The sequence below is a fragment of the Litorimonas cladophorae genome (genome assembly GCF_014652455.1).
GTDB classification, from domain to species: domain Bacteria; phylum Pseudomonadota; class Alphaproteobacteria; order Caulobacterales; family Maricaulaceae; genus Litorimonas; species Litorimonas cladophorae.
Genome location: NZ_BMYV01000003.1, coordinates 166,265 through 189,828, shown reverse-complemented (window position 1 = coordinate 189,828; position 23,564 = coordinate 166,265). Strand labels below are relative to the sequence as shown.

General features: G+C 50.5%; 19 protein-coding genes and 1 tRNA gene. 8 read left to right on the top strand and 12 right to left on the bottom strand.

What is annotated here, in order from left to right:
* Positions 1 to 23 precede the first annotated feature (23 nt).
* Positions 24 to 428, bottom strand: coding sequence for a helix-turn-helix domain-containing protein (locus IE073_RS12740; protein ID WP_189587113.1), 405 nt, complete (start codon positions 426 to 428; stop codon positions 24 to 26).
* Positions 429 to 577: 149 nt separating this feature from the next.
* On the bottom strand, positions 578 to 1,468 hold the full coding sequence (locus tag IE073_RS12735) for an N-formylglutamate amidohydrolase (RefSeq protein ID WP_189586784.1): 891 nt from the start codon (positions 1,466 to 1,468) through the stop codon (positions 578 to 580).
* A gap of 138 nt (positions 1,469 to 1,606) precedes the next feature.
* Here IE073_RS12735 and IE073_RS12730 point away from each other — a divergent pair, with 138 nt between their 5' ends.
* The 3 genes from IE073_RS12730 to IE073_RS12720 all read left to right on the top strand — a co-directional run bounded on the left by IE073_RS12730 (position 1,607) and on the right by IE073_RS12720 (position 3,326).
* A complete protein-coding gene (locus tag IE073_RS12730) occupies positions 1,607 to 1,966 on the top strand; it encodes a response regulator (RefSeq protein ID WP_189586781.1) in 360 nt (119 codons plus the stop codon).
* 124 nt (positions 1,967 to 2,090) lie between these two features.
* Positions 2,091 to 2,165 (top strand) — tRNA-Val (locus IE073_RS12725).
* Positions 2,166 to 2,336: 171 nt separating this feature from the next.
* Positions 2,337 to 3,326, top strand: a complete 990-nt coding sequence (locus IE073_RS12720; RefSeq protein ID WP_189586778.1) for a hypothetical protein — start codon at positions 2,337 to 2,339, stop codon at positions 3,324 to 3,326.
* Here IE073_RS12720 and IE073_RS12715 read toward each other — a convergent pair.
* Complete coding sequence (locus IE073_RS12715) at positions 3,323 to 5,002, bottom strand: SET domain-containing protein (RefSeq protein ID WP_189586774.1); 1,680 nt, start codon at positions 5,000 to 5,002, stop codon at positions 3,323 to 3,325. The two genes, IE073_RS12720 and IE073_RS12715, sit on opposite strands and share 4 nt — an antisense overlap.
* Positions 4,999 to 6,240 carry a PLP-dependent aminotransferase family protein gene (locus IE073_RS12710; protein WP_189586772.1) on the bottom strand — a complete coding sequence of 414 codons (1,242 nt, stop codon included), beginning with the start codon at positions 6,238 to 6,240 and terminating at the stop codon, positions 4,999 to 5,001. Before IE073_RS12710 ends, IE073_RS12715 begins: the two co-directional genes overlap by 4 nt.
* A gap of 18 nt (positions 6,241 to 6,258) precedes the next feature.
* Here IE073_RS12710 and IE073_RS14245 point away from each other — a divergent pair, with 18 nt between their 5' ends.
* Complete coding sequence (locus IE073_RS14245; protein WP_267905578.1) at positions 6,259 to 6,390, top strand: hypothetical protein; 132 nt, start codon at positions 6,259 to 6,261, stop codon at positions 6,388 to 6,390.
* Positions 6,391 to 6,468: 78 nt separating this feature from the next.
* Here IE073_RS14245 and IE073_RS12705 read toward each other — a convergent pair whose 3' ends face one another.
* On the bottom strand, positions 6,469 to 9,105 hold the full coding sequence (locus IE073_RS12705) for a pentapeptide repeat-containing protein (RefSeq protein WP_189586768.1): 2,637 nt from the start codon (positions 9,103 to 9,105) through the stop codon (positions 6,469 to 6,471).
* Positions 9,106 to 9,749: 644 nt separating this feature from the next.
* On the opposite strand from IE073_RS12705, the gene IE073_RS12700 reads away from it, so the two are divergent.
* Positions 9,750 to 11,606, top strand: a complete 1,857-nt coding sequence (locus IE073_RS12700; protein ID WP_189586765.1) for a hypothetical protein — start codon at positions 9,750 to 9,752, stop codon at positions 11,604 to 11,606.
* Positions 11,607 to 11,610: 4 nt separating this feature from the next.
* Positions 11,611 to 12,708, top strand: coding sequence for an Mrp/NBP35 family ATP-binding protein (locus IE073_RS12695; protein WP_189586762.1), 1,098 nt, complete (start codon positions 11,611 to 11,613; stop codon positions 12,706 to 12,708).
* Here the strand turns inward: IE073_RS12695 and IE073_RS12690 are convergent.
* From IE073_RS12690 to IE073_RS12675, 4 genes are read right to left on the bottom strand one after another with little or no spacing between them, the layout of a single operon-like run.
* On the bottom strand, positions 12,696 to 13,394 hold the full coding sequence (locus IE073_RS12690) for a COQ9 family protein (RefSeq protein ID WP_189586759.1): 699 nt from the start codon (positions 13,392 to 13,394) through the stop codon (positions 12,696 to 12,698). The genes IE073_RS12695 and IE073_RS12690 overlap by 13 nt on opposite strands.
* Positions 13,395 to 13,429: 35 nt before the next feature.
* Positions 13,430 to 14,911, bottom strand: a complete 1,482-nt coding sequence (locus tag IE073_RS12685) for an ABC transporter permease (RefSeq protein ID WP_189586756.1) — start codon at positions 14,909 to 14,911, stop codon at positions 13,430 to 13,432.
* A complete protein-coding gene (locus IE073_RS12680; protein WP_189586751.1) occupies positions 14,908 to 15,861 on the bottom strand; it encodes an ABC transporter ATP-binding protein in 954 nt (317 codons plus the stop codon). The genes IE073_RS12685 and IE073_RS12680 overlap by 4 nt, the downstream gene beginning before the upstream one ends.
* A gap of 56 nt (positions 15,862 to 15,917) precedes the next feature.
* Positions 15,918 to 16,688 carry an alpha/beta hydrolase gene (locus IE073_RS12675; RefSeq protein ID WP_189586748.1) on the bottom strand — a complete coding sequence of 257 codons (771 nt, stop codon included), beginning with the start codon at positions 16,686 to 16,688 and terminating at the stop codon, positions 15,918 to 15,920.
* Between the two features lie 65 nt (positions 16,689 to 16,753).
* On the opposite strand from IE073_RS12675, the gene IE073_RS12670 reads away from it, so the two are divergent.
* Together IE073_RS12670 and IE073_RS12665 are read left to right on the top strand one after the other, a co-directional pair.
* Positions 16,754 to 18,028, top strand: a complete 1,275-nt coding sequence (locus IE073_RS12670) for a serine hydrolase domain-containing protein (RefSeq protein ID WP_189586745.1) — start codon at positions 16,754 to 16,756, stop codon at positions 18,026 to 18,028.
* A gap of 1,436 nt (positions 18,029 to 19,464) precedes the next feature.
* Positions 19,465 to 19,833: a hypothetical protein gene (locus tag IE073_RS12665; protein ID WP_189586742.1), complete on the top strand. Its 369-nt coding sequence runs from the start codon at positions 19,465 to 19,467 to the stop codon at positions 19,831 to 19,833.
* A 220-nt stretch (positions 19,834 to 20,053) separates the two neighbouring features.
* Here IE073_RS12665 and IE073_RS12660 read toward each other — a convergent pair whose 3' ends face one another.
* The 3 genes from IE073_RS12660 to IE073_RS12650 all read right to left on the bottom strand — a co-directional run bounded on the left by IE073_RS12660 (position 20,054) and on the right by IE073_RS12650 (position 23,315).
* Positions 20,054 to 20,902 (bottom strand): delta-class carbonic anhydrase, encoded by an 849-nt coding sequence (locus IE073_RS12660; RefSeq protein WP_233350074.1) that lies wholly within the window; start codon positions 20,900 to 20,902, stop codon positions 20,054 to 20,056.
* A gap of 178 nt (positions 20,903 to 21,080) precedes the next feature.
* A complete protein-coding gene (locus IE073_RS12655) occupies positions 21,081 to 21,884 on the bottom strand; it encodes an alpha/beta fold hydrolase (RefSeq protein WP_189586737.1) in 804 nt (267 codons plus the stop codon).
* A 33-nt stretch (positions 21,885 to 21,917) separates the two neighbouring features.
* Positions 21,918 to 23,315 carry an alkaline phosphatase gene (locus IE073_RS12650; RefSeq protein WP_189586734.1) on the bottom strand — a complete coding sequence of 466 codons (1,398 nt, stop codon included), beginning with the start codon at positions 23,313 to 23,315 and terminating at the stop codon, positions 21,918 to 21,920.
* Between the last annotated feature and the right edge of the window lie 249 nt (positions 23,316 to 23,564).

Here is a 23,564-nt window from a genome sequence, read left to right as displayed (position 1 = left end):
CTATCAGTCCTGCTTTGACCTGTCTATTGCGCAACCAGACGCAGTTTTGGTTTAGCAGCTTGCTCGAGCGACTTTGCAAGATCGAGTAGGTGTTTTCGTGGGGCATCGTCCATAGCGTAATAGGCGCGAACGAGGTCCATTGTTTCTTTGCGAGACAAAACATCAGGCGCAATGATGTCTGGATCAATGTCACCTGTGAGCGGGTCATTGGAACCCAAGCCTTCATAAAAATATTGGATTGGGACAGAGAGCGCTTCAGAAAGTTCGAACAAACGCGCGGCAGACACTCGGTTGGCACCACATTCATACTTTTGAATTTGTTGAAATCGGATTCCGACCTCTTCCGCCAAGGTTTGTTGGGTAAGCCCCAGAAGGCGACGGCGGCGGCGCAAACGTTTTCCAACGTGTAAGTCGATATCATTTGTCATGGCATATTTCCCGAAGTGACTCAGCTGTTCGCCTGAGAGGGGAGCAAGTGCCATGCCAAGTTTTCGCGTTTTAAGCGAAACAGAAATTTGCTAGGATAAAATATAATCAGGAACGGGGACTACACCTTCTATTGTTTCATATTGGGGCGCTATTGCGCGGCGAGGTCCTGAGGAAGGGCCTGAGTGATGACATCCTGAATGATGCTCTGAAGGTCTTCCCTGAGCTGCACATAGCCAGATTTGGGCGCCAGTGTCACCGGATTGACATAAATGTCTCTGTTGATCTCGATTTGTATGGCTTCGATACCCTCGGCGGGGCGTCCGTAATGTGCCGTCGTATACCCGCCAGCATAGGGGTAGTTTACGCCGACATTATACCCAGCCTGAACAAATAGGTGACGAAATTGTTCGAGTGTGTCTGCGTGGCAGGCTGTCCCAAATCTGTCTCCAAGGATGATGTCTGGGCGACGGGCCCCCATTTGCGAAAACCCTGGCATGGAGTGGCAATCTACCAAAAGCGCGCGCCCAAAGCGACTTAAGGACTGGTTCAATAATGCCTTCAATGCGGCGTGATAAGGGTGGTACAAAGTATCAAGTCGAGCGCGAACATCGTCCATTGTTGGCGTACGCGAATAAATCGCGAGCGATTCTGAGAGATAGGTTGGGATAACACCTAATCCCGCGGCGGCCCTCGGGGTGGGTTGTTCAAGGGGGTCCATCCCGAGTGCGTCCGACCAATCTGGATGAACCTCCTCAGATGCTCGATTCACATCAACTAAAACACGCGGAAATACGGCGCGGAGAAAGGGCGCGCCCGCCTGAACCGCGCTGTGAAAGAGATGATCTATAAAGATGTCCTCATTTTTTCGCAGTTGATGCGCTGAAAGTTTGGAGCGTTTGAGGAAATCTGTGGGGTAAATTGATCCTGAATGTGGAGAAGCAAATATTACGGCGGAACGCCAGTCTTGGGGACGGTCCACAATATGCCCGGCTCCGTAGGGGCTAAGGTCTTCTGGCTGAGTTGTGGATCGGAATCGCATCTATAGGTCTATAGATTGTAAAAAGGATGGCGTCGTCAGACAATTTTAAACATGCGACGTTACGAACAAGGTTCAACTGGCTAGCGAATTGCATATCTCGCGGGCAGAACTCAAAGATAACACGACTGGGACAGGCAAATGGCAACCATTCTTTACGCTGAAGACGATGACGCAATGCGTAAGTTCTTTGAGAAGGCTTTGGAAAAAGCTGGACACCACGTCATTGCCTGCGCGGATGGTGAGCGGGCTTTGCGTGCGTTGAAATTCGCAGACGGCGCATTTGATATGCTTTTGACAGATATCATGATGCCTGGGATGGATGGTATCGAACTCGCGAAACACGCTGAAACGCTTTCACCAGGGATAAAAATCATGTTTATCACAGGTTTCGCTGCGGTAGCGATGGGCGATCAAGATGCAAGTAGTCAAACAGTTTTGTCCAAGCCTGTACACTTGCGTCAGCTCGTGACTGAGGTTGATCGTCTAATCGCGGCCTAGCGACAAAAAAGGCTGCGGTTGCGCGGGATTTAGGGCTTGCCACCTCTATACCCCTTGCGTATATCGCCGTTTCCCGAACGCGAGAGACATTCGTGTCTTCCGATTTTTACGTTCAGATTTGGACGGGCGATTAGCTCAGCGGGAGAGCACTACATTGACATTGTAGGGGTCACTGGTTCAATCCCAGTATCGCCCACCAGACCTTTCCCCGCTGGGGAAGGTCGGCGGCTTATAAGCTTTAGAAATTCACAAAGTCATCGATCCTATGCCTCTGAAAATGGCGACTCAATTTCAAAGGTGCTGTGGATACTTTACCTGATGTACGGCTGCTAAAAGCATACACTTAAACTTCCCATTCCACGAAAATTATGTGAAAGATCAAGACTGGTTAAAGCAGTGTGGGAAGCTGCTGGTCTATGTCGGCCGGCCATTGGGTAGCATCGGAATTGGGATGGCGACGAAAAGACCTGCCTCAGCGCATAAAAACGCGGTTAAGCAGCTTCTGGATGCAGACTCCTTGTTGGAGCTGCTTGAGACTGCGAAGTCGTGCCCAAGGACGCCTGAAGGAAATCTAGAATTCTCCGCCTATCAAAATAAGGTTTTTGAACGTATATTCCCAGGGTTCACCTATCAATTCTGTGCAACGAGCCAGGTCAGTCTTTCCGAAAAAGGTGAGATGTTGGACCTGAACACCGTCAGCTGGAATCTGCCCGACGAATGCATCCAAAGTTATATGGTACATGGGCATTTAGATGAATTGTCACCTATGGTTTATGCGAATCCAGGGCGAGCGTTAAATTATACCTACGTCTGCCGACATGAGCGAGTAGAAGAGCACCCATTTTTTATTGAGCACTGCCACAAGTTCGGGATTCATCATGCTATTTCAGTCGGGTTCTTGCATCCTGGCCATGAAAGCACGTTCTTATCATTTGATTACTTAGGCGACGAAAACAACATTGATTGGGTTCCGTTTAATCATATCAAAATTGAACTGGCCTCGTTTCCTTTTGCTTTGGCCTGGCTCTATCGTGCCGGTATTTTTGATGAATCTAAGTTACGCAAGATGTTCTTGCTCCTTCAGGGTTTGACCGAAAGCCGCTTGTTAAATTTACGCAAATACATCAACGCATCGTTACAAAGCTTCGATCAACAAGCCAATGATCTGGGTATCCGTGCCAGTACGTTGAAGGAAGATTTGGCGCTGATCCGAAATTCAACAATGTATAAATTGAATCTCACAGTTCCCGAGAATCGCAATACGCCGACGCGGCTTTTGGACCAGCATTTTGGTTTTTTGCTTATGCTCGGTGACCACACGGCGCCTCTCATAGAGACATTGAATAAAGCCGCCCATTAGGTCTTCGCTAGCCATTCTGATACCATACCGTTTTCGAGGTATCGCATCTTTGTGCTTTCCGAGAGACTATCAAAGTTACCAACTTTACCCGTACATGCATCCGTTCCGCATAAACACTTATCTAGGACCCAAGTGGAGTTTTCAGAGCAACGATAATCCCAAGTTAGTTGTTCGCCCTTGGCTATATCTCGAACGGCAAAAATCTCGGCTAGATTTCTTATCCCGCAATTCGGGTCGCATGAATGGCACAGACAATGCGCCAGCCCCTGATAGCCAAAAACATAGGTCGTTTCGCTCGTCTGTATCGCGTGATCTCGCATGATATTTGGTAAACTTAATGCGTCCTTTGCGTGATAGATCTCGCCTTCGAAGACAGCAATCCGCTCCCCCGCCTTAATCTCATCGGTTGCAAATACGGCAAGTCCCATCGCCCCATTCTCTCTAACTTCCAGCCCAGGATGATCGGTTGAGGATGAGACAAAAAACTGTTTCTCGAACTGTCTCTTCTTAACGAGCTTTTCGCGCACTCTATGCTGCCAATGGGATTTGTCTGTTAGGAACGGGAAAAGTGCCGATGATGTTTTCTGACAAAAAACGAGCGGATGATCATTTTTTAAGACTCCAAAAATCAACCTATCTGTGAAAGCTGTATTTAGGACATGAGCCGTTCCATCATTCGGTATTTCACAAAGTAAGGGGAGTTCAGCATGTGGGGGGGTAACGCGTTGAGCCATTGATCGCATCATTTCATAAAACACGCCCCCGCCTTGCGCTTCTTGCCTCACAATTTGAGCTGAAATTGTCATCACCTCGTCATTCGGTTCTAGGCCGAAATGGACCCGCATTTTCTCATAAAAAACTTCGGACTGATCCAATAAATTGATATTTTCGTGGTCGCTAAACAAGAGCGGATCGCGCCATTCCTCGCTATGAAACAGACGTTCTAATGTCCCCATTCGAGAGTGTAAGAGACCCACGAGATGCCCTTCGACCGTGTCCCGAACCAGCGTTACATAACCGGGATCTCTCAAACGACCTTTCATGAGAGTTCTGCACAGATCTCTGTCGGTCCAAAGATGGAAACCATCTGGGAGTGTTAAAGAGGAGATTTCGTCATTACGGATAGTTTCGATGGCAATCTGACAAGCAGCTGTCAGCAGTCGATCCTGCGCTGCCCTAATTTCCGCTTCTGAGGATAGCTTCAGCGCCTTTTCCCATCTAGCAAAGTCTAGTCCCCACGGCAGAGCTTGAAGCGGTGCGCTTTCATGAAAGGCAAAATGATGGTACGGTGCGCCGGAGAAACTAAGGCGAAAGAAGTCCGCAATTTCCGTCGCGGTCTCATCTGAGATATTTTCCGAGAGATGTGTGGTGACCGTGTAGTTCTCGCTGGAATACCCAGCCTGAGGTTTCTCCAGAACATCCACATAACCGCCTGTCGTGAAATCAACGCCAATAATTTCAGCGCCAGCTCTATGGGCATCTTCCAGTTTGGATATGATGTCTGTTGAGTAGGTCATCCCTGGGGTCACTTCGGGAATGCCGGGCGGGTATTGGCGGATTGTCGAGGCCGCAATTCGCCCCGCGGCCTGCCGAAGGGCAACACGCTCAGTTGATGAAGAGTAAGCTTCCCACATGTCCAATATTTCTATTTGCGGCAGATCGGTTTTGACGGTCATTGTAAACTTTCCGTTGTGGCAAGTGTCATTCGCAGGGCATCCCGCAACGTGGATAGGGTCTTTTCAGAGGCGTCGCCGTGAGACGGAGATCCACATAAGAGCAGCAAGCTGGTGGCGGTTGCTTTTTCGACATCTAATCCAAATGTCTCTGACAAATGGAAGGCCCAGTTTCTCGCGTCCAATTGTGGAATTCGGGACGTGCTAATTAATATATGAGCAGGGTCGGACGTTTCTGCGCCGACTTGTTCTGGTCTCACGGAATAGACGTCTGGATGGACTTCTGAAATTCTGGCCGCTATTTCGCGCGCTGCGTCATCGGCCTGAGCGAATGAAGCATCCCAGCTCCCATTTGCGACACATTGCAAGCGATGTTCAGCGATCATAATATCAACAAAGGACACGCTAGATGATCGGAATCCGAGGTCCAGCGCTTCGTCCCAAAGACGCGCAATTTTTCTATTGTTCGTCACCATGCAGCCTAAACTTGATGGCGAGAGCCCCCTCTTATGAGGACTAGTAATCCAAGCATCACACAGCAGCGTCGGTGTATAAATTTCATCAGAAACACGACGAAATGCAGTAGCGTCCCAAGCACCGTCGATGAAAAGGTAGATACCTTGAGATTTTGCGTAATTGTAAATCTTAACTTCCTCAGTTCGTGATCTGAAACCATCATAAGACGGTAGAACGAGTATAATGGCCGCGACATTTTCGGCGCCATATGCTTCAACGCATTCAATGATTGTCTCACATGTCACCGGGCGCGAGGTGCCGTGAGTGAGGTCGAAAGATCGAGGTATTTTTACCGATTTCCAACGTCCGAATATCAGGCCGCCTATTGTGCTCTGATGACACATTTCGTCGAATAGAACAATTTCTCGGCGGGACTGCAATTTTGGTAATACAGCGGTAAGAAGCACGAGAGCGGCCCCAGATGATCCGCTGAAGGATAAACAGGCATATGTGGCGCAATAAAGTTTCGCGAGTCGGGCGCTTACAGCTTGAACGGGTCCGTCTCCCAGAGCTGACGGTAAGTGGAAGTTTCGATTAGATATAGAGTGTTCCGCATAGTCCCATAAATTCGAATAAAGGGATGCGAATTCATCGGCATAAGTCTCAATTTCCCGAGGCTTAAACATAGCCAGAAACAACAGGCGAATAGCTTTTTTTATGAGGGCGAAAGCGAACCAACCAACTTCGCGTCTTTGAATTGTGACGCTAGGAACGGACTGGCTCATTTAACTCGGGACGCAATTTTGACAGGCGTGCAAAAAGATAAGCGTGGTCTTACAAATAGAGATCTGACGATCACAGATTTGATGGATGAGGGGGTTTTGGGGCTTGTGTTGGGCATGATGGTCTCCTTGGTCATGCCGCTGGCTACCTAAGGTTAGAAACAATACCCATAAACCCATTCCAAACGCCTTATAGCGCTGTCCTATCAAGCCATTGAAACTGTTGATTAATTAAATCTCTAAGGAGTCAGAAAAAAAGCTAAATTCAGCATTGGAATTTTTGCTGTAAGTGCAGTTTTCTAAATCTGTCTTCGGAATTGTATTATACTCACCCTTCATGTCGACAAAAGTACACTGCCGAAACTTGGTTGCGTGGGCAGACCGGGTCTTCATCTCGAAGAGACAATTCACAAAAATGCAATGGTCGAAAATTACATCTTTCAGCTCGCAGGCGCTCCAATCCACATCTGCAAAATGACATTGTGCAAATTGCGTATCCCTTAACCGGGACCCAGAAAACTCGACCTTGTTAAAGCCAGACATCTGAAAAAAGCAGTCTCGGAAGGCGCTATCGCTGAACATAGACCTTACGAAAGATAGTTGCTGAAAAGAACACGCCTTAAATACACAGCTGTCAGTTCTAACGCGGTCCCAATGGCTCGTGGAGAAATGAACCGCCTGGAATACGGTGTTTTGAACATGACCTGTTTTAAGGAATAAACCAAAAAGCTGTCCGTCTGTTAAGTGAAGCCCTGAGAGTGAATGCCCTAAAAAATTTGGGCGTATGGCTTTTGTTTCCAAGGCGGACCAGTTTGTTGGATCGGACGTGCGGTCGGGCTGCATGAAATTTAAGTCCGATAAGCTGAAATCGGTGTCTGAATTTGTCAGATGAAAAGCTGTATCCTGTCGACGGTATCGTTCGCGATTCAAACAGTTCCAAATTAAGAGGATGAGGCTACTCGCCAGGTTGAATTGGGCTATTTTATCCGCAAACGTTTTCGACTTTTCCTGATTCCGTGTGGGGCTGAAAATTGGAGCTTTTAGCAGTTGCAGAGCGGTGTCCCAGTCGAGGTTGTCTAGATCATCATATCGTAATTTGGCTTCATGCTCGCAAAAGTCAGCGATACTTGGGTCTTGTGATTTTGCTGCACATATTGAGAGCCAGTTAGACAAAGCTCGGTCAAAATCATGTCCCCTGGAAAAACATGAAATTAGGTAGATAAAGGCATCAAATATTAGTGTCGAAAGCAAGTAGTCAGAAAAGGTCTTATGCGTAAAGGTCAGAACGTTTTCTTCAGAAGGCGAATTTAACCCGTAATAAAAGACTGTTGAGAGATTGTCTGTTGGGTCATCGCGCGAAGGCGAACTGTAGAATGAAAGAGATCGAAAAATCTTTCTCGTGCGTTTGTCTTTAATCGAGCGTTCGACTTGCCGAACGCTAATTTGATGTCCTGCACCGCCTTTCCAATTTGCCAATGCGATGTGTTGGAGGATCGCTCTGAAGTCATCTTTTTCGAGGATCGGATTTTTTAAAGTCTCGATGCGCCAAATACTTTCTTGGCGGACCTGATCAATGATGGCGTCATAAACACTATTCTTGTTTTTGACGTAAGTAATTCTATCGACGAGCTCATTTGCAGGCATCGCTGAGGCTTGAGTGTCTGCATCAGAAAACGCCGCGCGGCAAAGCAGATATGAAAGCAGGGGGACGGTCCCGAAATCGGCAAATTCGTTATAATCCGTCGAAAGAAATTCAGGAGTTGGACTCTGTGTTGATAAGCCTTTCGCTGCCAAGAGTTTTTGCCACCACATGTCACGAAAGTCTTTTCCTACGGTTTCATTCCCGTTCTGCGACAGCGACGTTATTTGCCCATTTAGTCCAACCATCTTGAGCAATTTTGATTGCTGATCCGGCAGGAGTTTGAACATCCATTCCGCGCGAGCGCTGCGTCCAAATGCCAAAACTCTCAACATCTTTTTCTGCGATCGGCAATGTTGTTTTTCTGCCTGAATATCTGAGATCATCTCTTTAAGTTTGTCGAGGGAGGTGCTCACCGTTCCGCCAATTTCATCTAATCCGTCAAGGACAATGCAACACGTCGTATATGTCGAACATCTGAAATGCATTAGAAGTGACGAAAGAGAGGCGTTATCCCCAATTTGTTGTGAGATGTCAGACAGTCCAATTTGTATCGATGAACGCTGAGAAAGCCTTATGTAGATGGGGAAAACATCTGAGTCTGACATGGAGTTGGCGAGGTGGAGGGCGGTCAAGGACTTACCTGAACCAGGGGCCCCAGAGACAATCAACCAATCTGCATCGGGCCGGCCATTCCATCCGTGGCGCATATATCGTGCTAGGTCAGGCGGGTTATATAACACATAAGTATCGGGGGTTTCTTCAACCATCTGCATGGGTACATAAAGGTCGGCGATTGAAAACCTTTCACCTAAAAATGGAGCATTATATTTCGATTGGACCCAGGACACATGTTGGTCCCGTACCCGATTTGCCGCAGTTTCTTCGAAGGATCGCGCTCGCTCAAGCGCCGACGCGTTGTTTTTGCCTGCGGCATGATACGCCCATACCGTTTCGAACGCCGCTATCCATTCATGGGCAGCGTTCGTCGTAAATGTGCTCTCAATAAGCTTGAAAATAGCCGATGTGTAATGCGTCGGAATAACGTTCCGGTTCTTCCATTTGCTTATTGTTACGGTACTGACGCTTTTTCCACGCGCGTAGGTCTGCAACTGCGAGCTGAAAGTCTCTTCGGTCCAGTGCCCAAGCTGAAAAAAGAATCTGAATAATTCAGAGGGCCCAAATGTTTCGAAGTCCTTTGGAGGTGAAATATTGATGTTTTGGGTCAAAAAATCAGCCTGTGGTTGTCAACAAAATTACCGCAACGGTGATGTAACCCATCACCCGACGATCGTCGGGTTTAAACCCTTGAGACTTTAAATAAAGGAATCAGTCTATTCACGAGTTTTAGATGAAAGCGTCTGAATTTATCGCGTTTTAAACGTCTTTTTACCCGACTGACGATTTGAAAACGAAACGGCGATTTTGATCTGGGGCTCTATTGGAGGCTACCAAAACTTCACCGTTTGTCTTGATCTAATCAAAATAAACACAGCTACAAAGAGGCGTGTCTTGTTGTCCCACCTTTCAGTGTCGTACCATCCGACCCTGGCAGACACACCGAAATGTAGACCCTTCCACGAACAATCAGTGGACGGTCTAAGGTGAGGTTTTCAATATTGTGAATAGACTTGCAGATCTTGGTGTTTGGGCAGTCCATCTATACTATGTGGCTCTAAGGGTCCGACATCAAGATCTGCGATTTCATTCAGTGTGCGTTACGGTCACAAATTATAGGATCAAAGGTGCGAGCCCCTAAATAGAAATGCGCCCAATTCACGATTGTTTCCTAATTTTCAAAACCCATCTGCACGGCTGTGTCTAATCCAGTCAGACGCTTGTTGCTGTGCCGTGGATGACATAAGTCAAACCCATGTTGGGCCATCGATACATTATTGCCGCCGCCGTCGCAGGGAGCTTATCTAACGCTGCCTTTGCAAGCTCGAAACCGCTGTCAAAAAGCGAACGCGTTGTCTGCCAGAGCTTGCGTGGCTGCGCTGAAATATTGGAGCGACATGATGCGTCCGAATTTGACTATGCCGTTCTGCAGCGTGAGTTTGAGCGTTTTGGGATATCTGGTCGAAACGCCCTTTTCGATATTTTAGAGAGCGATGCCGGCAATCCGGATATTGCTAGTATGATCTTGTCTTTGGGCCCACTGTCGCCAGCTGAAATTGAACGCCTAAATAGAATGTGGTCTCTTCGAAACGCCGCACAGATTCTACCGCTCTTGAAAAACGCCTCCGACGCTCGAGATAAAATTCTTCTAACACTGGGCCATGCTGATCCGAATGTCAGAGAAGCGGCGCGTCAGGCAATGATGTCTTGGCCCGACGACGCTTTCAAAGCGCCTCCCGGAAATGACATTGTTGCGCCCCTCATGATGGCTCTGATCAACGACCCCATGACAATTGCGGCCCCCTTTGTCGAGCGTGCAAAAGTAGGTGCTCACGCTGATTTGTTCTCGACCCTTCTCCGAAGTGGTGATGTGGACCTCGTCATTGCGGCCTACAAAGCGCTTTATCGGGAAAACCCAAAGCAGGCCTTCCAACTTTTACTTTCAGAGATGCGACGCATTGAATCCCCTGAACAAGCCCGAGCGATTGGAGACATGTTGGCAGAACGCCATGCGCAACGGAACGATGGCTTCTATCTTAAGTTCGCGCAGGACATTTTTGCAGACTCCAGCTTTCCAATTCCTGCTCGCGCTGCTGGATTACATGCTGTTCTGCGTAGTCGTAATTCAAAGGCCATTTTGGCAATTCCACGCGAGAGCGCGCCGTTCGCCTTCTTGTTAAGTCAACAGAACTTCATAACCCAAGACATATATATGCCTGCCCTGACATTGGCCGGGCAAACAAAAGCCATCGCTGATGTGGTGAGAATTGCGCAGTCGGAAAAGTGGGTTAATCGGGACCGGATCACTCAATCCTTGAAAGCGACCCCATTCTATGACGCCGCAGTTCGAGACCTCATTCGCTCTGATGATATTCGAAGTGTGAGAGCTGGAATAAAACTAGCGTCACTTAAACATACAGCCGATATCAAATCACAGATTAACCATCCGGTCTCAGAAATTGCCATCACAGCGAAACGGACGTTAAAGCTTCCGACTAAAGAAACTCGACCTAAAAGAGCGTGTCGCCTCGCACCTTATGATATGGATCGTGTTACTGAACAAATGCCGTTTTTCGACTCTGCGTGGTTTAGAACTCAGAACGGCGCTCGTATCTCTGCGACGCGCGACGCCTTAATCTCAGCACATCCCACAAGTAGAGGTTGGCTAGCAGGGTATGATCTCAGTGCGCTTCGGTCGAATACATCCGTTTCTGGAGGGGGGCTCGTAATTTATGACAATAAGACGGGCGACTCTCGACATGTTGGTGACTTCGTCAGCCCCATAGCCGTCCTTCCCGATCGACACTTAAACTTAGGGCAGACGACATTTCGCTTTTGGATCGTCGATAGCTGGGGTGGGGATTCTGACGATACCTCACTCTATCGGTTGGACATGTCTGCCCGAGCCGAAGCGGTCAAACATATTGGAATTCTGCCTCATAATGCGAAGGAATTTTCGGTCGCCCCAAATGGCGATTTTCTGGTCACATTTTTGAATCTGGATAACGGCGCAGGTTCGAAGCAACCGCCCCTACGTTACTCCGCAAATGGTACAGTATCGCTCGCCTGTGCGCCAAGGTTGGCGCCGCGCTCCTCTCAAAGTTTGAATTAAACCTATGTCCTATTCCGAAAACCTTGCCCTTCGCGCTCTGGCGACAATATCTGACCCCGTTAAGTCAGGCGATATCATCGCTGCTGGACGACTGGCTTCATTGGAAATGATAGAGGGCGTATTGCAAGCTGTCCTGCAAGTACCGCCGGCCGACGCGGAAGCTTTCTTTCCTATTCGTGAGGCGGCACAGAATGTTTTAGAAACAGTAGACGGCGTAACAAAGGCGCGCGTGGTTTTATCAGCGCATAAACCCGGGCCGCAAATTGGCGGCCGTAAAAAGGGTAATCCACATCAACCGCGACGCCCGGAAGGTGTGCAAGGTGACGCCGAAGTCAAGCGGATCATCGCCATATCATCTGCCAAAGGGGGCGTCGGTAAATCAACGATGTCGGCTAATATTGCAGTGGCAATGGCGCGGTCTGGGTTGAAAATCGGCCTCTTGGATGCAGATATTCACGGGCCGAGCTTACCCATGTTGTTCGGCACGCGTGGTCAGCAGGCGCGTGCAATATCGGTTGGCTCCAGGAAAATCATTGTTCCTATTGAAGCGCATGGGGTGAAGACAATGTCGGTTGCCTACTTAACGCCCGATGACAGTCCAATCGTCTGGCGGGGGCCGCTTGTCCAAGGCGCAATTTCTCGGATGCTCTGGGATGTAGATTGGGGTGAGTTGGATTTTCTCTTAATTGATATGCCGCCGGGCACGGGTGATGCGCAATTGGGTCTGGCCCAAGATATTAAACCGGGTGGAGCGGTGATCGTGTCAACGCCGCAGGACCTCGCACTTTTGGATGCACGTAAAGGCGTTGCGATGTTTCGCAAGGTCGACATTCCTGTGCTGGGGCTAATCGAAAATATGGCTGTGTTTACCTGTCCTGATTGCGGCGGCCAACACCATATCTTTGGAACGGGCGGCGCGATGCGTGATGCCGAAGAACTCGATATCGCCTATCTCGGCGCTGCGCCTCTGCACATGTCTATTCGAGAGAGCGGAGACGCAGGCACGCCAGTGACCGCAAGTCAGACTGAGATGTCAGGGTTTTTCGACGATTTGGCCAAAGCTGTTATCGACAAAGCGAATGAGACCGCTCAGCGCGAGTAGCGCCTCCGTCTGGCGCGCCCTTTTTTCGGTCGCGAGAGCAGATCTAGTCCACCGTAGCGGAGCTGCCCGAGAATTTCTGCGGGGTTCGGTAGGTCTTTGGTCGCAGATTTCATTCGCCATTTCAGGGCTTCAAAGCTCATGACATTCGCAATTCGCGCATCCAAAAATGCACGAGCATTGGTCTTGCCATCGGATTGGTCGGATAACCAAATCGGTAGAACAGAACCAATAACCGAGGCGAGAATGACCCGTTTCGAATAATAATTAGCGTCTGTTGATGTGTCACCGATGGCCCGCCAAATTGTATCTGCGGCTTGCCAAAGTTGGCGGGCGCCCGTCGCAGCCAGGTCTGGGAGTACCAGCCTAGATGACGCGCGGCGGCCGGCCTCTTCGTCTTCACTAATTGCCTCTAAACGCGCCAAAACACCTTGCGTCACCCGTTCGCGAATTTTCAAAGCATCAAGGTCGAGCGCTTCGATCTGTCGTTTTGCTTGAGCGTCGATCCGTGAAGACCAATGGTCAAGTAAGCTGCCAACGCCTGTGTCGAAATAAAGCTGATCTGCACCTTCGGGCAATCCGACCTTCCTCACAGCTCGGCGAAGTGTCAGATCGGTCCACCCTTCGAAAGGCGCTATTTTGAGAGCGGCATCAAGAATATCGTCGCGAATTTTATCGGGTTGGCTCATGACGGTTACATAAGGTGCGTGCGAGGGAATGTCACCTAGGCCTTGCGTCGCAGGACCACACGTTTGAACCAAGCAACCACGACCTCAGCGCCAGCGCCAGATAAGACTCCAAAACGGAAGATACGTCCGGCCATCGCGATTGTCCCGATGCACAACAACGTCAGGAATGCCGTCGACAATAGCAATTCCCAAAGCGGTGGATCAGACGGCAAGCGCACGATCGCAGCGAAAGGCGCTGAGAATGGAATGAAGGTCGCAATGCGCAACATCGGGCTATCCGGATCCGTTACGCCCATCGGGATAACGATCAAACAGGCCATAAGCACAAACAAAATTGGTGTTGTTAGTGTCTGCGCATCTTGCATGGATGACGACAAAGAGCCGAGCGCAATGAAAAATGCGCCATAAAGCACATATCCCAAAATGAGATAGATAATTAAGAAAATAATCATCTTGGCGCTAAAGGCCGAGACTAATCCCTTGACGACATCTTGGTCGGGCCCGAAAAATATATAAGCCACAACGCCGCCGATACCGACAATGATATAAGGCGCCATCATCGACAGGGTTAGTGCGGCGACACCCAGTAATTTCCCTAGGATAATTTCCGAGAACCGCGTTGTCGCCAGCATCATCTCAAGTAACTTGTTGAGTTTTTCCTCAAGCATAGACGTCAGCAGCATGTAAGCGCCTGAAAATACCGTTAGCCAGAGGAAGAAGGCGAGCACGCCCGCCACGATAAATGGCACGGTGTCACTAGAGTCGACACCTTGATCTGCGTCATCAACTTTAGTTGGGTTAAACAAAACGGCCTCTGGTGCCGTATCTACACGGCGGTCCAATTCAGCCACGCTCAGCCCTTGAGTTTCCAGATAGGTGACCCGGGCCATGCGGCGTAGATAAACATCCAAGAGGTCGGGTACATCGACTTTATTGACGTTTGTTGACCAATATTCAGTCTGGGGCTGTGCGCGGCTCTCGCCTTTTTTGAAGATAACAGCTCCGCCTAGTTCCGTGGGTTGGCCATCAACAGAGATCATTTTTTCGCCCAAGAGATAGGGCACTAAACCTTCCAGGGAAGACGCGGGCGGAGGTACAAATTTGAATTTATCCTCTGGCATTTCGAATTCGGTTCTAACGCCAGGCACATTTTCTTTGAGATAGGCCTGCGCGGCGACTGTTCCCTCGGATCGTAGGACACGATTAAATTCGGCTCGCTTGGCTTTATCTTGGATAAAGAAAGCCTTGCCCGACATCACGCCCTGTGCACGGTCATCTTTCCGTTCGGCATGGAGGTCCATCAAACGGGCTTCGTGCTCACCCGTCGTATCCAGCACGGTGACATATTGCGGTGGGCTAAAGTCTAAATCGGCTTGGGCCATGAAGAAGCCGAAGCCACCAAAAAGGAAGGGCAGGAGGAATGAAATCCAAAAACCCCAAGTTTTCACATAGCCGAGGTAATCGCGGCGTGCGATCAGGAAGGTCCGGCGAAGATTTACTCTAGGAACAAGGCTCATCCGAAAATCTCCGCAGTTTTAACATCTGCATCTTCGGCCTGTCGCGCCACATCGTCCCCAACGAGAGCTACGAAGGCTTCGTGAAGGGTTGCGCGAATAGGCTCATATTTTGAAAGCCGCAAAGACTGCTCTACGCAGCGTTCTAAAATGTCATGGGCTTGTGCGTCTGGCTTCAAGGTCAAAGAGAGTTCTCCATTCGCGCGCGTTTCAATATTTGCCGCGAATGGCGTCACAAGATCAGTCAAACCGCCGGACTCTGAAGCCAAGATAACCCGTCGAGGTGCATTGGCGAGGGCCGCTTCCGTTGTGCCGTCGAAGACCTTTTCGCCAGACGCCATTAGGATGATGCGATCACATAAGCGCTCAGCATGTTCCATCACATGGGTCGAGAAAATAATCGTTCGCCCCCGCGACGCGATCTCGCGGACGATACCCTCAAGGACCTGTTGGTTCACAGGGTCTAGGCCAGAGAACGGCTCATCAAGAATATGAAACTCGGGATCATGAGCTATCGCGGCCAAAAGTTGAACTTTTTGAGCCATGCCCTTTGACATGTCTTTGTTCTTTTTGCGCTTGGCTTTACCGAGGCCATATTTGTCGAGCATTTCATCGGCGAGGACGAAGGCGGGTTTCTTCTTTACCCCGTTCAGTCGCGCCATATGGGCAATCGCTTCGCGCGCGGTTTGCTTCTTATACAGTCCGCGTTCTTCAGGGAGAAACCCGATGCGGCCGAAGGCGTCATCCCCGGGCGGTTTCCCGAACAGAGAGACGGATCCTCTGTCGGGTTTGATCAATCCCAGTGACATCCTCAGAGTCGTCGTTTTCCCAGCTCCATTGGGCCCGAGGAACCCGACGATCTGACCCGGTTCAATGGTAAAGGACACATCGGTCACGGCGGGTTTTCCCGCGAAGGATTTGGAGACTGAATTTAAGGCGAGGGGAGCGTTCATAACTGTTATCTATGGCAGGAGAATCGTGAGGGATAGGTTAAACCTGTTGGTTAAAATCACAGCGACGAGAGAGCGGAAAATGTGATGTCTCTGCCGCCGAGGAACCAAGTATTCGAATGATGTGCGCCCTGCAGAATATGGGCAGATTTTGGTCCGTTATATCCATCAAATAGTTTCTGTCCTTGTGCGGCAGGAATAACCTGATCCTCCGTACCATGTAGCCAAATGAGTGGAACGTTCAGCTCCGCAATCGCTCTGTCAGAATACCATTTATCCTTCAACATTATCCGCGTCGGCAGCCATCGCATGTGCATGCGCGTCATGTCTGCCATGTTGTTGAACGGAGCGTCCAAGATCAAGAGGTCAGGGCTTTTCTCTGCCGCCAATTGCGTGGCGACCGCGCTGCCCAGTGATGTACCATAAAATACGATCTTCTCTACGCCCATCTCGCGCAGAGTATCATATTGAGACTGCGCTGCACCCGTGAGATTGGACTGCGTGGGTGTCCCCGCGTTGCCAGGATATCCGGGATAACCAACAGACCAGACGCCATATCCTGCGGACATCAGATCATTGAAGATGTGCATGTTGCTGTCGATGGCGGAGGCATTGCCGTGAAACACCATGACGGTCGGGCGGGTATCTTGCGCAGGCGCGTGCCACCCCATCGTTCCGTCTGCGGCTTGGACTTCGACAAATCCTGCGGGCGGAGGCGCGTAGGTATCGGGCGGGAAATAGATCATCTTCCGTTGGGCAAAGAAGACGGCAGCGGCGAATGCGAGATAAATCGCGAGGCCCGCGAGAAGTGTTCGGTATATCCAGATCATAGGCCTGACGCTCTGCCCCAATCGTGATGGCTTGACCAGCCCGTGAAAACTGTCACAGATGCCGCATGAAACATTTTAAATATATGCTCCTATCGTCTCTCTTGCTTGGAACCGCGGCTTGTTCCCCGCCCGCAGATTCTGCGCCTGAACCGGCTCCCGCTTTTGATCGTGCCGCAATGGACACGCTTCTATCCAGCGCCGTAGACCGCGGAGATGTGATCGGTGTCCAAGCTTTGGTCTTTGATGAAGGCCAAACCGTTTACCGCAATAGCTTTGGCCTCGCAGATCGCGAACGGAATGTGCCTGTCAAATCCGACACAGTGTACCGCGTGTATTCCATGACCAAGCCTGTGACCTCGGCGCTGATTATGGATTTGATGGAAGAAGGTAAGCTCAAGCTGTCGGACCCTGCCTCCAAATATATTCCGCAACTCGCGCAGATGAAAGTCGTCAGCCTCGGCCCGGATGGCACGCCGCAATATGCCGAACAATTACGACCCATGACGATTGAGGATTTACTGCTGCATCGCGCCGGTATGGCTTACGGCATTTTTGGCGGAAACCCGATTGAAGAGGCGTGGGGCAAAGCCAATTTGTTTAACCCGGCCGCGCCCATGTCCGAAAATATGGACAAAATGCCGACGCTGCCTTTGCTCGGGCAACCGGGCGAGCAATGGTTCTATTCTTTCTCCATCGATATTTTGGGCCGAATTGCCGAAGTCGTGACGGGCCAGTCTCTGGGCGAAGCGATGGATGAGCGTTTCTTTGAACCGCTGGGCATGAGCGAAACCTCCTTCCGCGTCAGTGCGGAATTGAAACCGCGTTTCGCCTCGACTTATCTTTTGCAAGACGACGGCAGTTATGTTTTGGCCGAAGATGGTCAAACCTCGCCCTTTGCCGATCCGTCCAATAAGATGGAATCGGGCGGTGGAGGCCTGACTTCAACCACTGATGACTGGCTGAAATTTGCGCGGATGTTGCTCAATGAAGGCGAGTATGAGGGCCAGCGCATTCTCAATCCTGAAACCGTGCAATTAATGATGACCGATCACCTAGGTGACACGCCGTCTCTGCTGCCGTGGCTCGGCGGCGATACCGGCGCGGGCTTTGGCTATGGCGGGTCGGTCATAAATAGCACAACGGCAGAACAGGAAGCCGCCTCTGGCCGCTATCCCGGGCAATTTGGCTGGGGCGGCGCGGCGCGGACAGATTTTTGGGTGGACCCAGAAAATGATGCCATTGGCATTATTATGCTGCAATTTTTTGGTGGGCAGGACCCGCAAATCCACGACGACTTCCGTGCATTGACGTTGGAACAAACGCGGGATGATACCCCCTAGAAAACAAGACGAGCGGAAGCGCTGACAGCCGCCGTTGAAACTTTTGTTTCAGATGCGTGCTGTCGAAGCTTGGGTTTATCCGATAAATTGGGACGGCCCGCGTGGTGACCTCCGCGATGGAGACCAGAATAGATAATTGTTTTACGCAAAGGCCAAACATGTTTGGTTGCTAATCAAACATGTCCCGCAATCAAGCTTTCGCTTAAATGCGAGGCCACGCGGCAGCGGTTTTTGAAGAAGCGGCCAGTCATAAACCCCCGAGTTCAGACACTTGGACTGACGGGTCGGCTCTCACTCCTAAAGTCCCGGCACCTCTCTGGCTCTCACACCAAAACGCTCAGACCCACCGTCTTCCGAACGAGATAGAGAGCGCTACCCTGTCCCCTGTCCGAAAGAACCTGTGTAAAGTATCACAGCTTTTGAAAGCGGGGATCATTCTCTTTGAAACTGCGGTTTCATAGGGCATCGCGGGCGTTTAAAAACGGGAAAGATGTTCGCATAAGGCCAGGGCAGTGGCAAAGCTAGCCGTCGGCCAGTGGCTTAAAACGCCCAAAATAAACTGCTCGTCCATTTCTGCAAAGGGGGCTTAGCGGACGTTAGGTGAGAGGCTTAAAACGCCCAAAGAAGGCCGCTGGTAATGTTTGCATGTGTTTCACCGCGGCTTTCGACAGGGCACGCAAAGTTGTTAAGAAAGACTGAGTGATAAGAATAGGGGATTTGAAAGAATTGAAGCTTATCGAGAGAATAACACTAATCTGTGGTGACAGTGTTTTAAGGCTAGTTATGGAAGCGCGATTGACATGCAAGATAAGAAGATAAAATTCACGGCGGCTTTATCCGCCGCGATTTCTCTCGGTCTACTCGGAGTGTTCTGGGTGATATGCATTGCAATAGTCCAAGCCTTTAGCCTAGTAACATTGCGGGTGGGGGTGCCAAATTTATCGAATATAAGTAAAATCGAATTTATATTGATTTGCCTATTTATCGTTACATCCATTTCCGGTGCTTTAGTTTTAAAGTTTACATCAGCGTCCTCTCAAGACGCAAATCCTCCCAGTATTTCATATCTTAACACCAAAAGCCGTTTGCGTCTTTTTGTCTTTGCGCTGTGTTTCCTTATGGTTGTCACCCAATAAGTTTAGGTTGAAACACTAAACCTAGTTTTTAACTATAGACAACAGAAGGATCAGTTCTAATGCCGAGTCCGAGCGGCTTAAAATCGCTCCAAGTAAGACACTCGCTAATGTCCGCAATGGGGATGTTTCTACAATTTTACGAACGTCCTAAAATCGCCTAAAATAAGACACTCAGCTTAGGTCTTGTTGGGACTGAGTCTAACAAATGGGTCGCTATCACGTCTCCCTGTTGTTTCATAAATCCTGCATCATTTCGCAATTCCGAGAAGAAATGCTACCCTCCTTAAAAAGGAGGCGGTGATGACAGACCTACTGGCGACAGTTTTTGGGATTTACATGATTGCGGCGGGGCTTGGCCTCGCGATTGATCGACAGCGGGCGTTGAAAATTATTGATGAATTTGAAGCCCAGCCAGCCCTAACCTATTTTGGCGGCGCGGTGATGACGCTGGCGGGCGCGGCTTTAGTCTTAACACATAACATTTGGCAGGGGTGGCCCGCGATCATGGTGACATTGATCGGTTGGGGCTGCCTAATAGAAGGCGTCTTGTTCCTGACCGTGCCAACGCAATTCATGGGCGCTATTAAAAAATTCATGCCCAGCTCGACGATCATGCTGGTCTTTGCGATTTTCGCGATTGTATTGGGGGCGGCCCTAATCTGGCTCTAATCGTGGTGTCTCTCATCTCCGACCTTGCCGCTGGAATATTTGGTTTTGGAGTCTCGGTATCTATGACGGGCTAACCTCTGCAATCGGAATGTTTAAACTCCGAGCCGAAACCCTAAAAAATTAAGGCCTCTAGCGGCACCCTCCTAAACACAAAAAATCCCCCTCCAGCTTTCGCCAAAGGGGGCTAGTCGTTTCTTTCAATCGGAGGATCGAAAAGGGGTTATTTGATTTCGGACAGGAGCTCTGGGGCTGTCACAAGTTGGCGGACGCCGTGGCTCTTTGTTTCGTTGAAAACGTTTCCGCTTTCAGCCCAAGCATCGAGGGAAGCAACGTCGATCTTCTGACATTGTGGGCGAACCGACCATGTGACCTGTGCCGGTGAACACACAGATTGGTTGTAGCTTGGCCCTGTTGTGGAACCCAAGAACTGAACCGGCTTGCCTGTGCCTGTCGGCAGTAATTTTGGCTGATGTTTACCGCCCGTCATATTGCCCTGATAGGCATAGTCCATGAAGTCAGCGGCGTTGCGATCATTCACGACAAGAAAGACTTGGGTTTCCACGCGAAGAATGGGGTCTTCACATGTCGCAGGGACACAGGCGCCGAGGCCTTCGCCCGGGGTAGTGTCGCAGGAGGTGTGAACCCAATGCACTTCGATCGTCTCGCCGGGGTTTGCCCCTTCATAGTCATTGTCCGCATATGGCGCTTTTTCGGCGTCTGTCAGATCGGCCGTTCCATTACAGGCATATCCGCCATTATCCGTGTCATTTACGAAGACGTTGAAGCCTGGGCCTTTATGCTCGGCATTCGTATGGGTGTGAATATTACAAAGATTCATCTGCGTGCTGGGTGGGGCGGTGTCGAACATTGTAAAGTTTAGACCCTTGACCGAAGAAATGTCGCGCGGGGTTTGGGGGCCCATTGTTTTGCAGAGGGGTCCGTCAGCCGTCATCGTCACTTTATCCATGGCCGCGTCGGTCATGTCTTTTGACATAGGATCCGTTTCGCAGGCGGCGAGGCCAAATGCGGCCATGCCGAGAATGAGAGTGGTTTTAGAAAATTTGGTCATTATAGAAATGGCCCTTACAGTTGACGTTGTCGCCCCCGCATCGCGCGTCTGCGTATTCATTAACTACGCCAGAGTGACGCAGGAAGATTTGGACGCTGTTTAGAAGAACCGCCCCTGTCTCACGAGCAGTTTCTATTTATGATTAATATAGTTAAAAGCTATGAACTTTGGACAATCTCTATGCGTAAACTTCATCCAACTCAGCTTTGATCAGGGCAAATGTCGGCGGATGAAACCCAAAGGCCGTATGTGTGCATCGAACTTCGTGGTGGCGGGCTTGGGGTGTCCACCTATCGATGGACGCGCTCCAATGAACGATGGCGTCTTGTTTGGAGTAGATTGAGGTGACCGGACATTGCAGGGGCGTGTCATGGCGGGCGACGGTTTCGGCCGCAATCCAATCGACATCAAACCCGCGTCGCCGATAGCGGGCGTTTACAAATGTATATTTCGGGCCACCGATCAGCGGGCTTCCTAAGGTGATGACTGTGCTAACATGGTCGGGATGATCGCGGGCGGCTTCGCGGGCCAGAAATCCGCCAAGGCTCCAGCCGACAAGGGCGATGGGGCGTTCCAGTCTTTCGCTGCGCGCGCGGACGCTTTCACCGAATTGATCGCAGAGCGCGGGGACTTGTCCTTCTCCATTATAGTGTCGGTCACGATTGCCCTTGGCCCAACCCGCCGACAGATCGGACAGTTTGCCGTCCCAACCGCGCCCCGCAAGATTCCGACCTAGGCCCCAGCCTTGCGCGTCATATCCAGATTTAGTGAGGAACTGCCGCAAAATGCGCATTGTCCGATCCGAAGCCCATAATCCCGGCACGACAATCACGGGCGGCGAACCTGTGACGTCGGCTTTGGCGGTTTTTAGCGCCGATGGCAGGCCCCGGATTTCCCAAGGCCAGAGCGGTATGCGCAGCAAGTCCCGCTTTCGCGGACCTCGCAGGGCAGGGGGCAAATCAGGCTCAGTTTTTCGCGTCATATATAATGTATGGCCGCCCGCAGCTTGGCGACCCTACTGCCCTAGCATTTCCGCTAGCGCTTGCCCGATCTCATCCTGCTCCATCACGCCAGAGAAACGCGCCGCGCCAGGCCCCGCCGCAAACAGCGCCACGTCTTCGCCCGCATGTGTCTCGCCGCTCAAGTTCACGGCGGTTTGTTGACGATAATCGCGATCTTGAACCATGTTATCCGTTAAGGTGTCGGAGCTGGCTTCGCGCACATTTGGGCCATTTTGATAGCCAAGCGTCGTGTAAGGCTTGCCGTCTTGGTCCAGACTATAGTCTGCATCGGGACCACCCGTTTTACGATCAACGCCTCGAACCAGACCCATGATCGGATTTCCTCGGACCGGATAACCCGCCATGGTAAAGACGTGGCTATGATCTGCCGTCACAAGGATCAGCGTATCCTTATCGGCTTTCGCGACGGCTGCGGCCACGGCCTCGTCCAAAGCTTGCAGATCTTTGAGCGCGCGGTAAGCGTTGGTGCCGTGATGCGCGTGATCAATGCGGCCGGCTTCGACCATCATCACATACCCGTCTGGGTCTGAGCTTAGTCGGTCCATTGTATAGGTCGTCATTTCCGCAAGGGAGGGCTCTTCTGTCTCAGGCCGATCTGCATCAAATGACATATGGCTGCGATTGAACAAGCCCAAGACGCGTTGATCTGTCGGTGCGGCCATGAGTTCGGCTTTGGTCGAAACAACGGCGCCAGACCAAGCGGCAACCTGTGCGTCCGTGAATTCTTTGCGGCCGCCCCCCAGGGCAAGATCGACCTCACTCGTGATCAATTGCTGGCTAATGCTCACACAACCATCATAATCAAATGGAGCCTCTAAATCTTTATCGGCTTCGATATCTCGGCTCACGGAGTGGGCAAACATGGCCGCGGGTGTGGCGTGGGTGAGGCGGGCTGTCGAAATCACACCAACCGATTTGCCGCTGGCCTTGGCTTTGTCGGTCAGCGTGGGGGCCGTCTCCCCGCCGCAGCCTTCAAGAAACATTTTTTGGACATCCTTATCGGGTCTGACATTCACCGCGCCGATATTTGTCTTATACCCCGATAAGATTGCCGTTGCCGTACCCGCAGAGTCTGGGACTTGTGCGTTGGTGTTATAGGTCTTGATCAGCGCGAGTTGCGGGAACTTGTCAAAACTTAGTTTATTCTCTTCGCCAGTACGGCCTTTTTCTTGCCCCACGAAAATCCGACCGGCCGTTATTGTCGAAATCCCCATCCCGTCACCAATAAAAATAATCACATTTTTTGGCGAATTCCCAGCCGTCTCTGTTGCTAAAGAATCGGACTTGGCAGCCTGTGTGTCGCCAGACGCCGCGCATCCAACCTGCACAGCGGCCGCTGACAGAAGTAAGAGCGCAGATAAATGTTTAATCCGATTAAATTTCACGTTCATTTTCGGGGGTCCTGTGGATAAGTGGATGTCAAAACCCACGCGTTTATTGGGTTTCACGTAGCACAAGTGGGTATCCCTGCAAGCAAAAGCATTTTTCTGCAGAGTCTCCGCATAAAGGTGTTGCGCATTTTTTTTTGGGTCGCTATAAGGCGCATCTTGTTGAGAGGCACACAGCTTTGAGACGAGAAACGGGAGCCCCTCTCCTTGAGCGGGGCTTTTAATTTGGAAGAAACCTAAGTGTTTGTTTCG

What these genes read in the sequence shown, in the direction of transcription:
- IE073_RS12700 (WP_189586765.1), top strand. Translation starts at nt 9,750, where the DNA reads ATGTTGGGCCATCGATACATTATTGCCGCCGCCGTCGCAGGGAGCTTA.
- IE073_RS12685 (WP_189586756.1), bottom strand. Translation starts at nt 14,911, where the DNA reads ATGAGCCTTGTTCCTAGAGTAAATCTTCGCCGGACCTTCCTGATCGCA.
- IE073_RS12660 (WP_233350074.1), bottom strand. Translation starts at nt 20,902, where the DNA reads ATGACCAAATTTTCTAAAACCACTCTCATTCTCGGCATGGCCGCATTT.
- IE073_RS12740 (WP_189587113.1), bottom strand. Translation starts at nt 428, where the DNA reads ATGACAAATGATATCGACTTACACGTTGGAAAACGTTTGCGCCGCCGC.
- IE073_RS12710 (WP_189586772.1), bottom strand. Translation starts at nt 6,240, where the DNA reads ATGAGCCAGTCCGTTCCTAGCGTCACAATTCAAAGACGCGAAGTTGGT.
- IE073_RS12690 (WP_189586759.1), bottom strand. Translation starts at nt 13,394, where the DNA reads ATGAGCCAACCCGATAAAATTCGCGACGATATTCTTGATGCCGCTCTC.
- IE073_RS12665 (WP_189586742.1), top strand. Translation starts at nt 19,465, where the DNA reads ATGACAGACCTACTGGCGACAGTTTTTGGGATTTACATGATTGCGGCG.
- IE073_RS12650 (WP_189586734.1), bottom strand. Translation starts at nt 23,315, where the DNA reads ATGAACGTGAAATTTAATCGGATTAAACATTTATCTGCGCTCTTACTT.
- IE073_RS12730 (WP_189586781.1), top strand. Translation starts at nt 1,607, where the DNA reads ATGGCAACCATTCTTTACGCTGAAGACGATGACGCAATGCGTAAGTTC.
- IE073_RS12675 (WP_189586748.1), bottom strand. Translation starts at nt 16,688, where the DNA reads ATGATCTGGATATACCGAACACTTCTCGCGGGCCTCGCGATTTATCTC.
- IE073_RS12715 (WP_189586774.1), bottom strand. Translation starts at nt 5,002, where the DNA reads ATGACCGTCAAAACCGATCTGCCGCAAATAGAAATATTGGACATGTGG.
- IE073_RS12735 (WP_189586784.1), bottom strand. Translation starts at nt 1,468, where the DNA reads ATGCGATTCCGATCCACAACTCAGCCAGAAGACCTTAGCCCCTACGGA.
- IE073_RS12670 (WP_189586745.1), top strand. Translation starts at nt 16,754, where the DNA reads ATGAAACATTTTAAATATATGCTCCTATCGTCTCTCTTGCTTGGAACC.
- IE073_RS12695 (WP_189586762.1), top strand. Translation starts at nt 11,611, where the DNA reads ATGTCCTATTCCGAAAACCTTGCCCTTCGCGCTCTGGCGACAATATCT.
- IE073_RS12655 (WP_189586737.1), bottom strand. Translation starts at nt 21,884, where the DNA reads ATGACGCGAAAAACTGAGCCTGATTTGCCCCCTGCCCTGCGAGGTCCG.
- IE073_RS12680 (WP_189586751.1), bottom strand. Translation starts at nt 15,861, where the DNA reads ATGAACGCTCCCCTCGCCTTAAATTCAGTCTCCAAATCCTTCGCGGGA.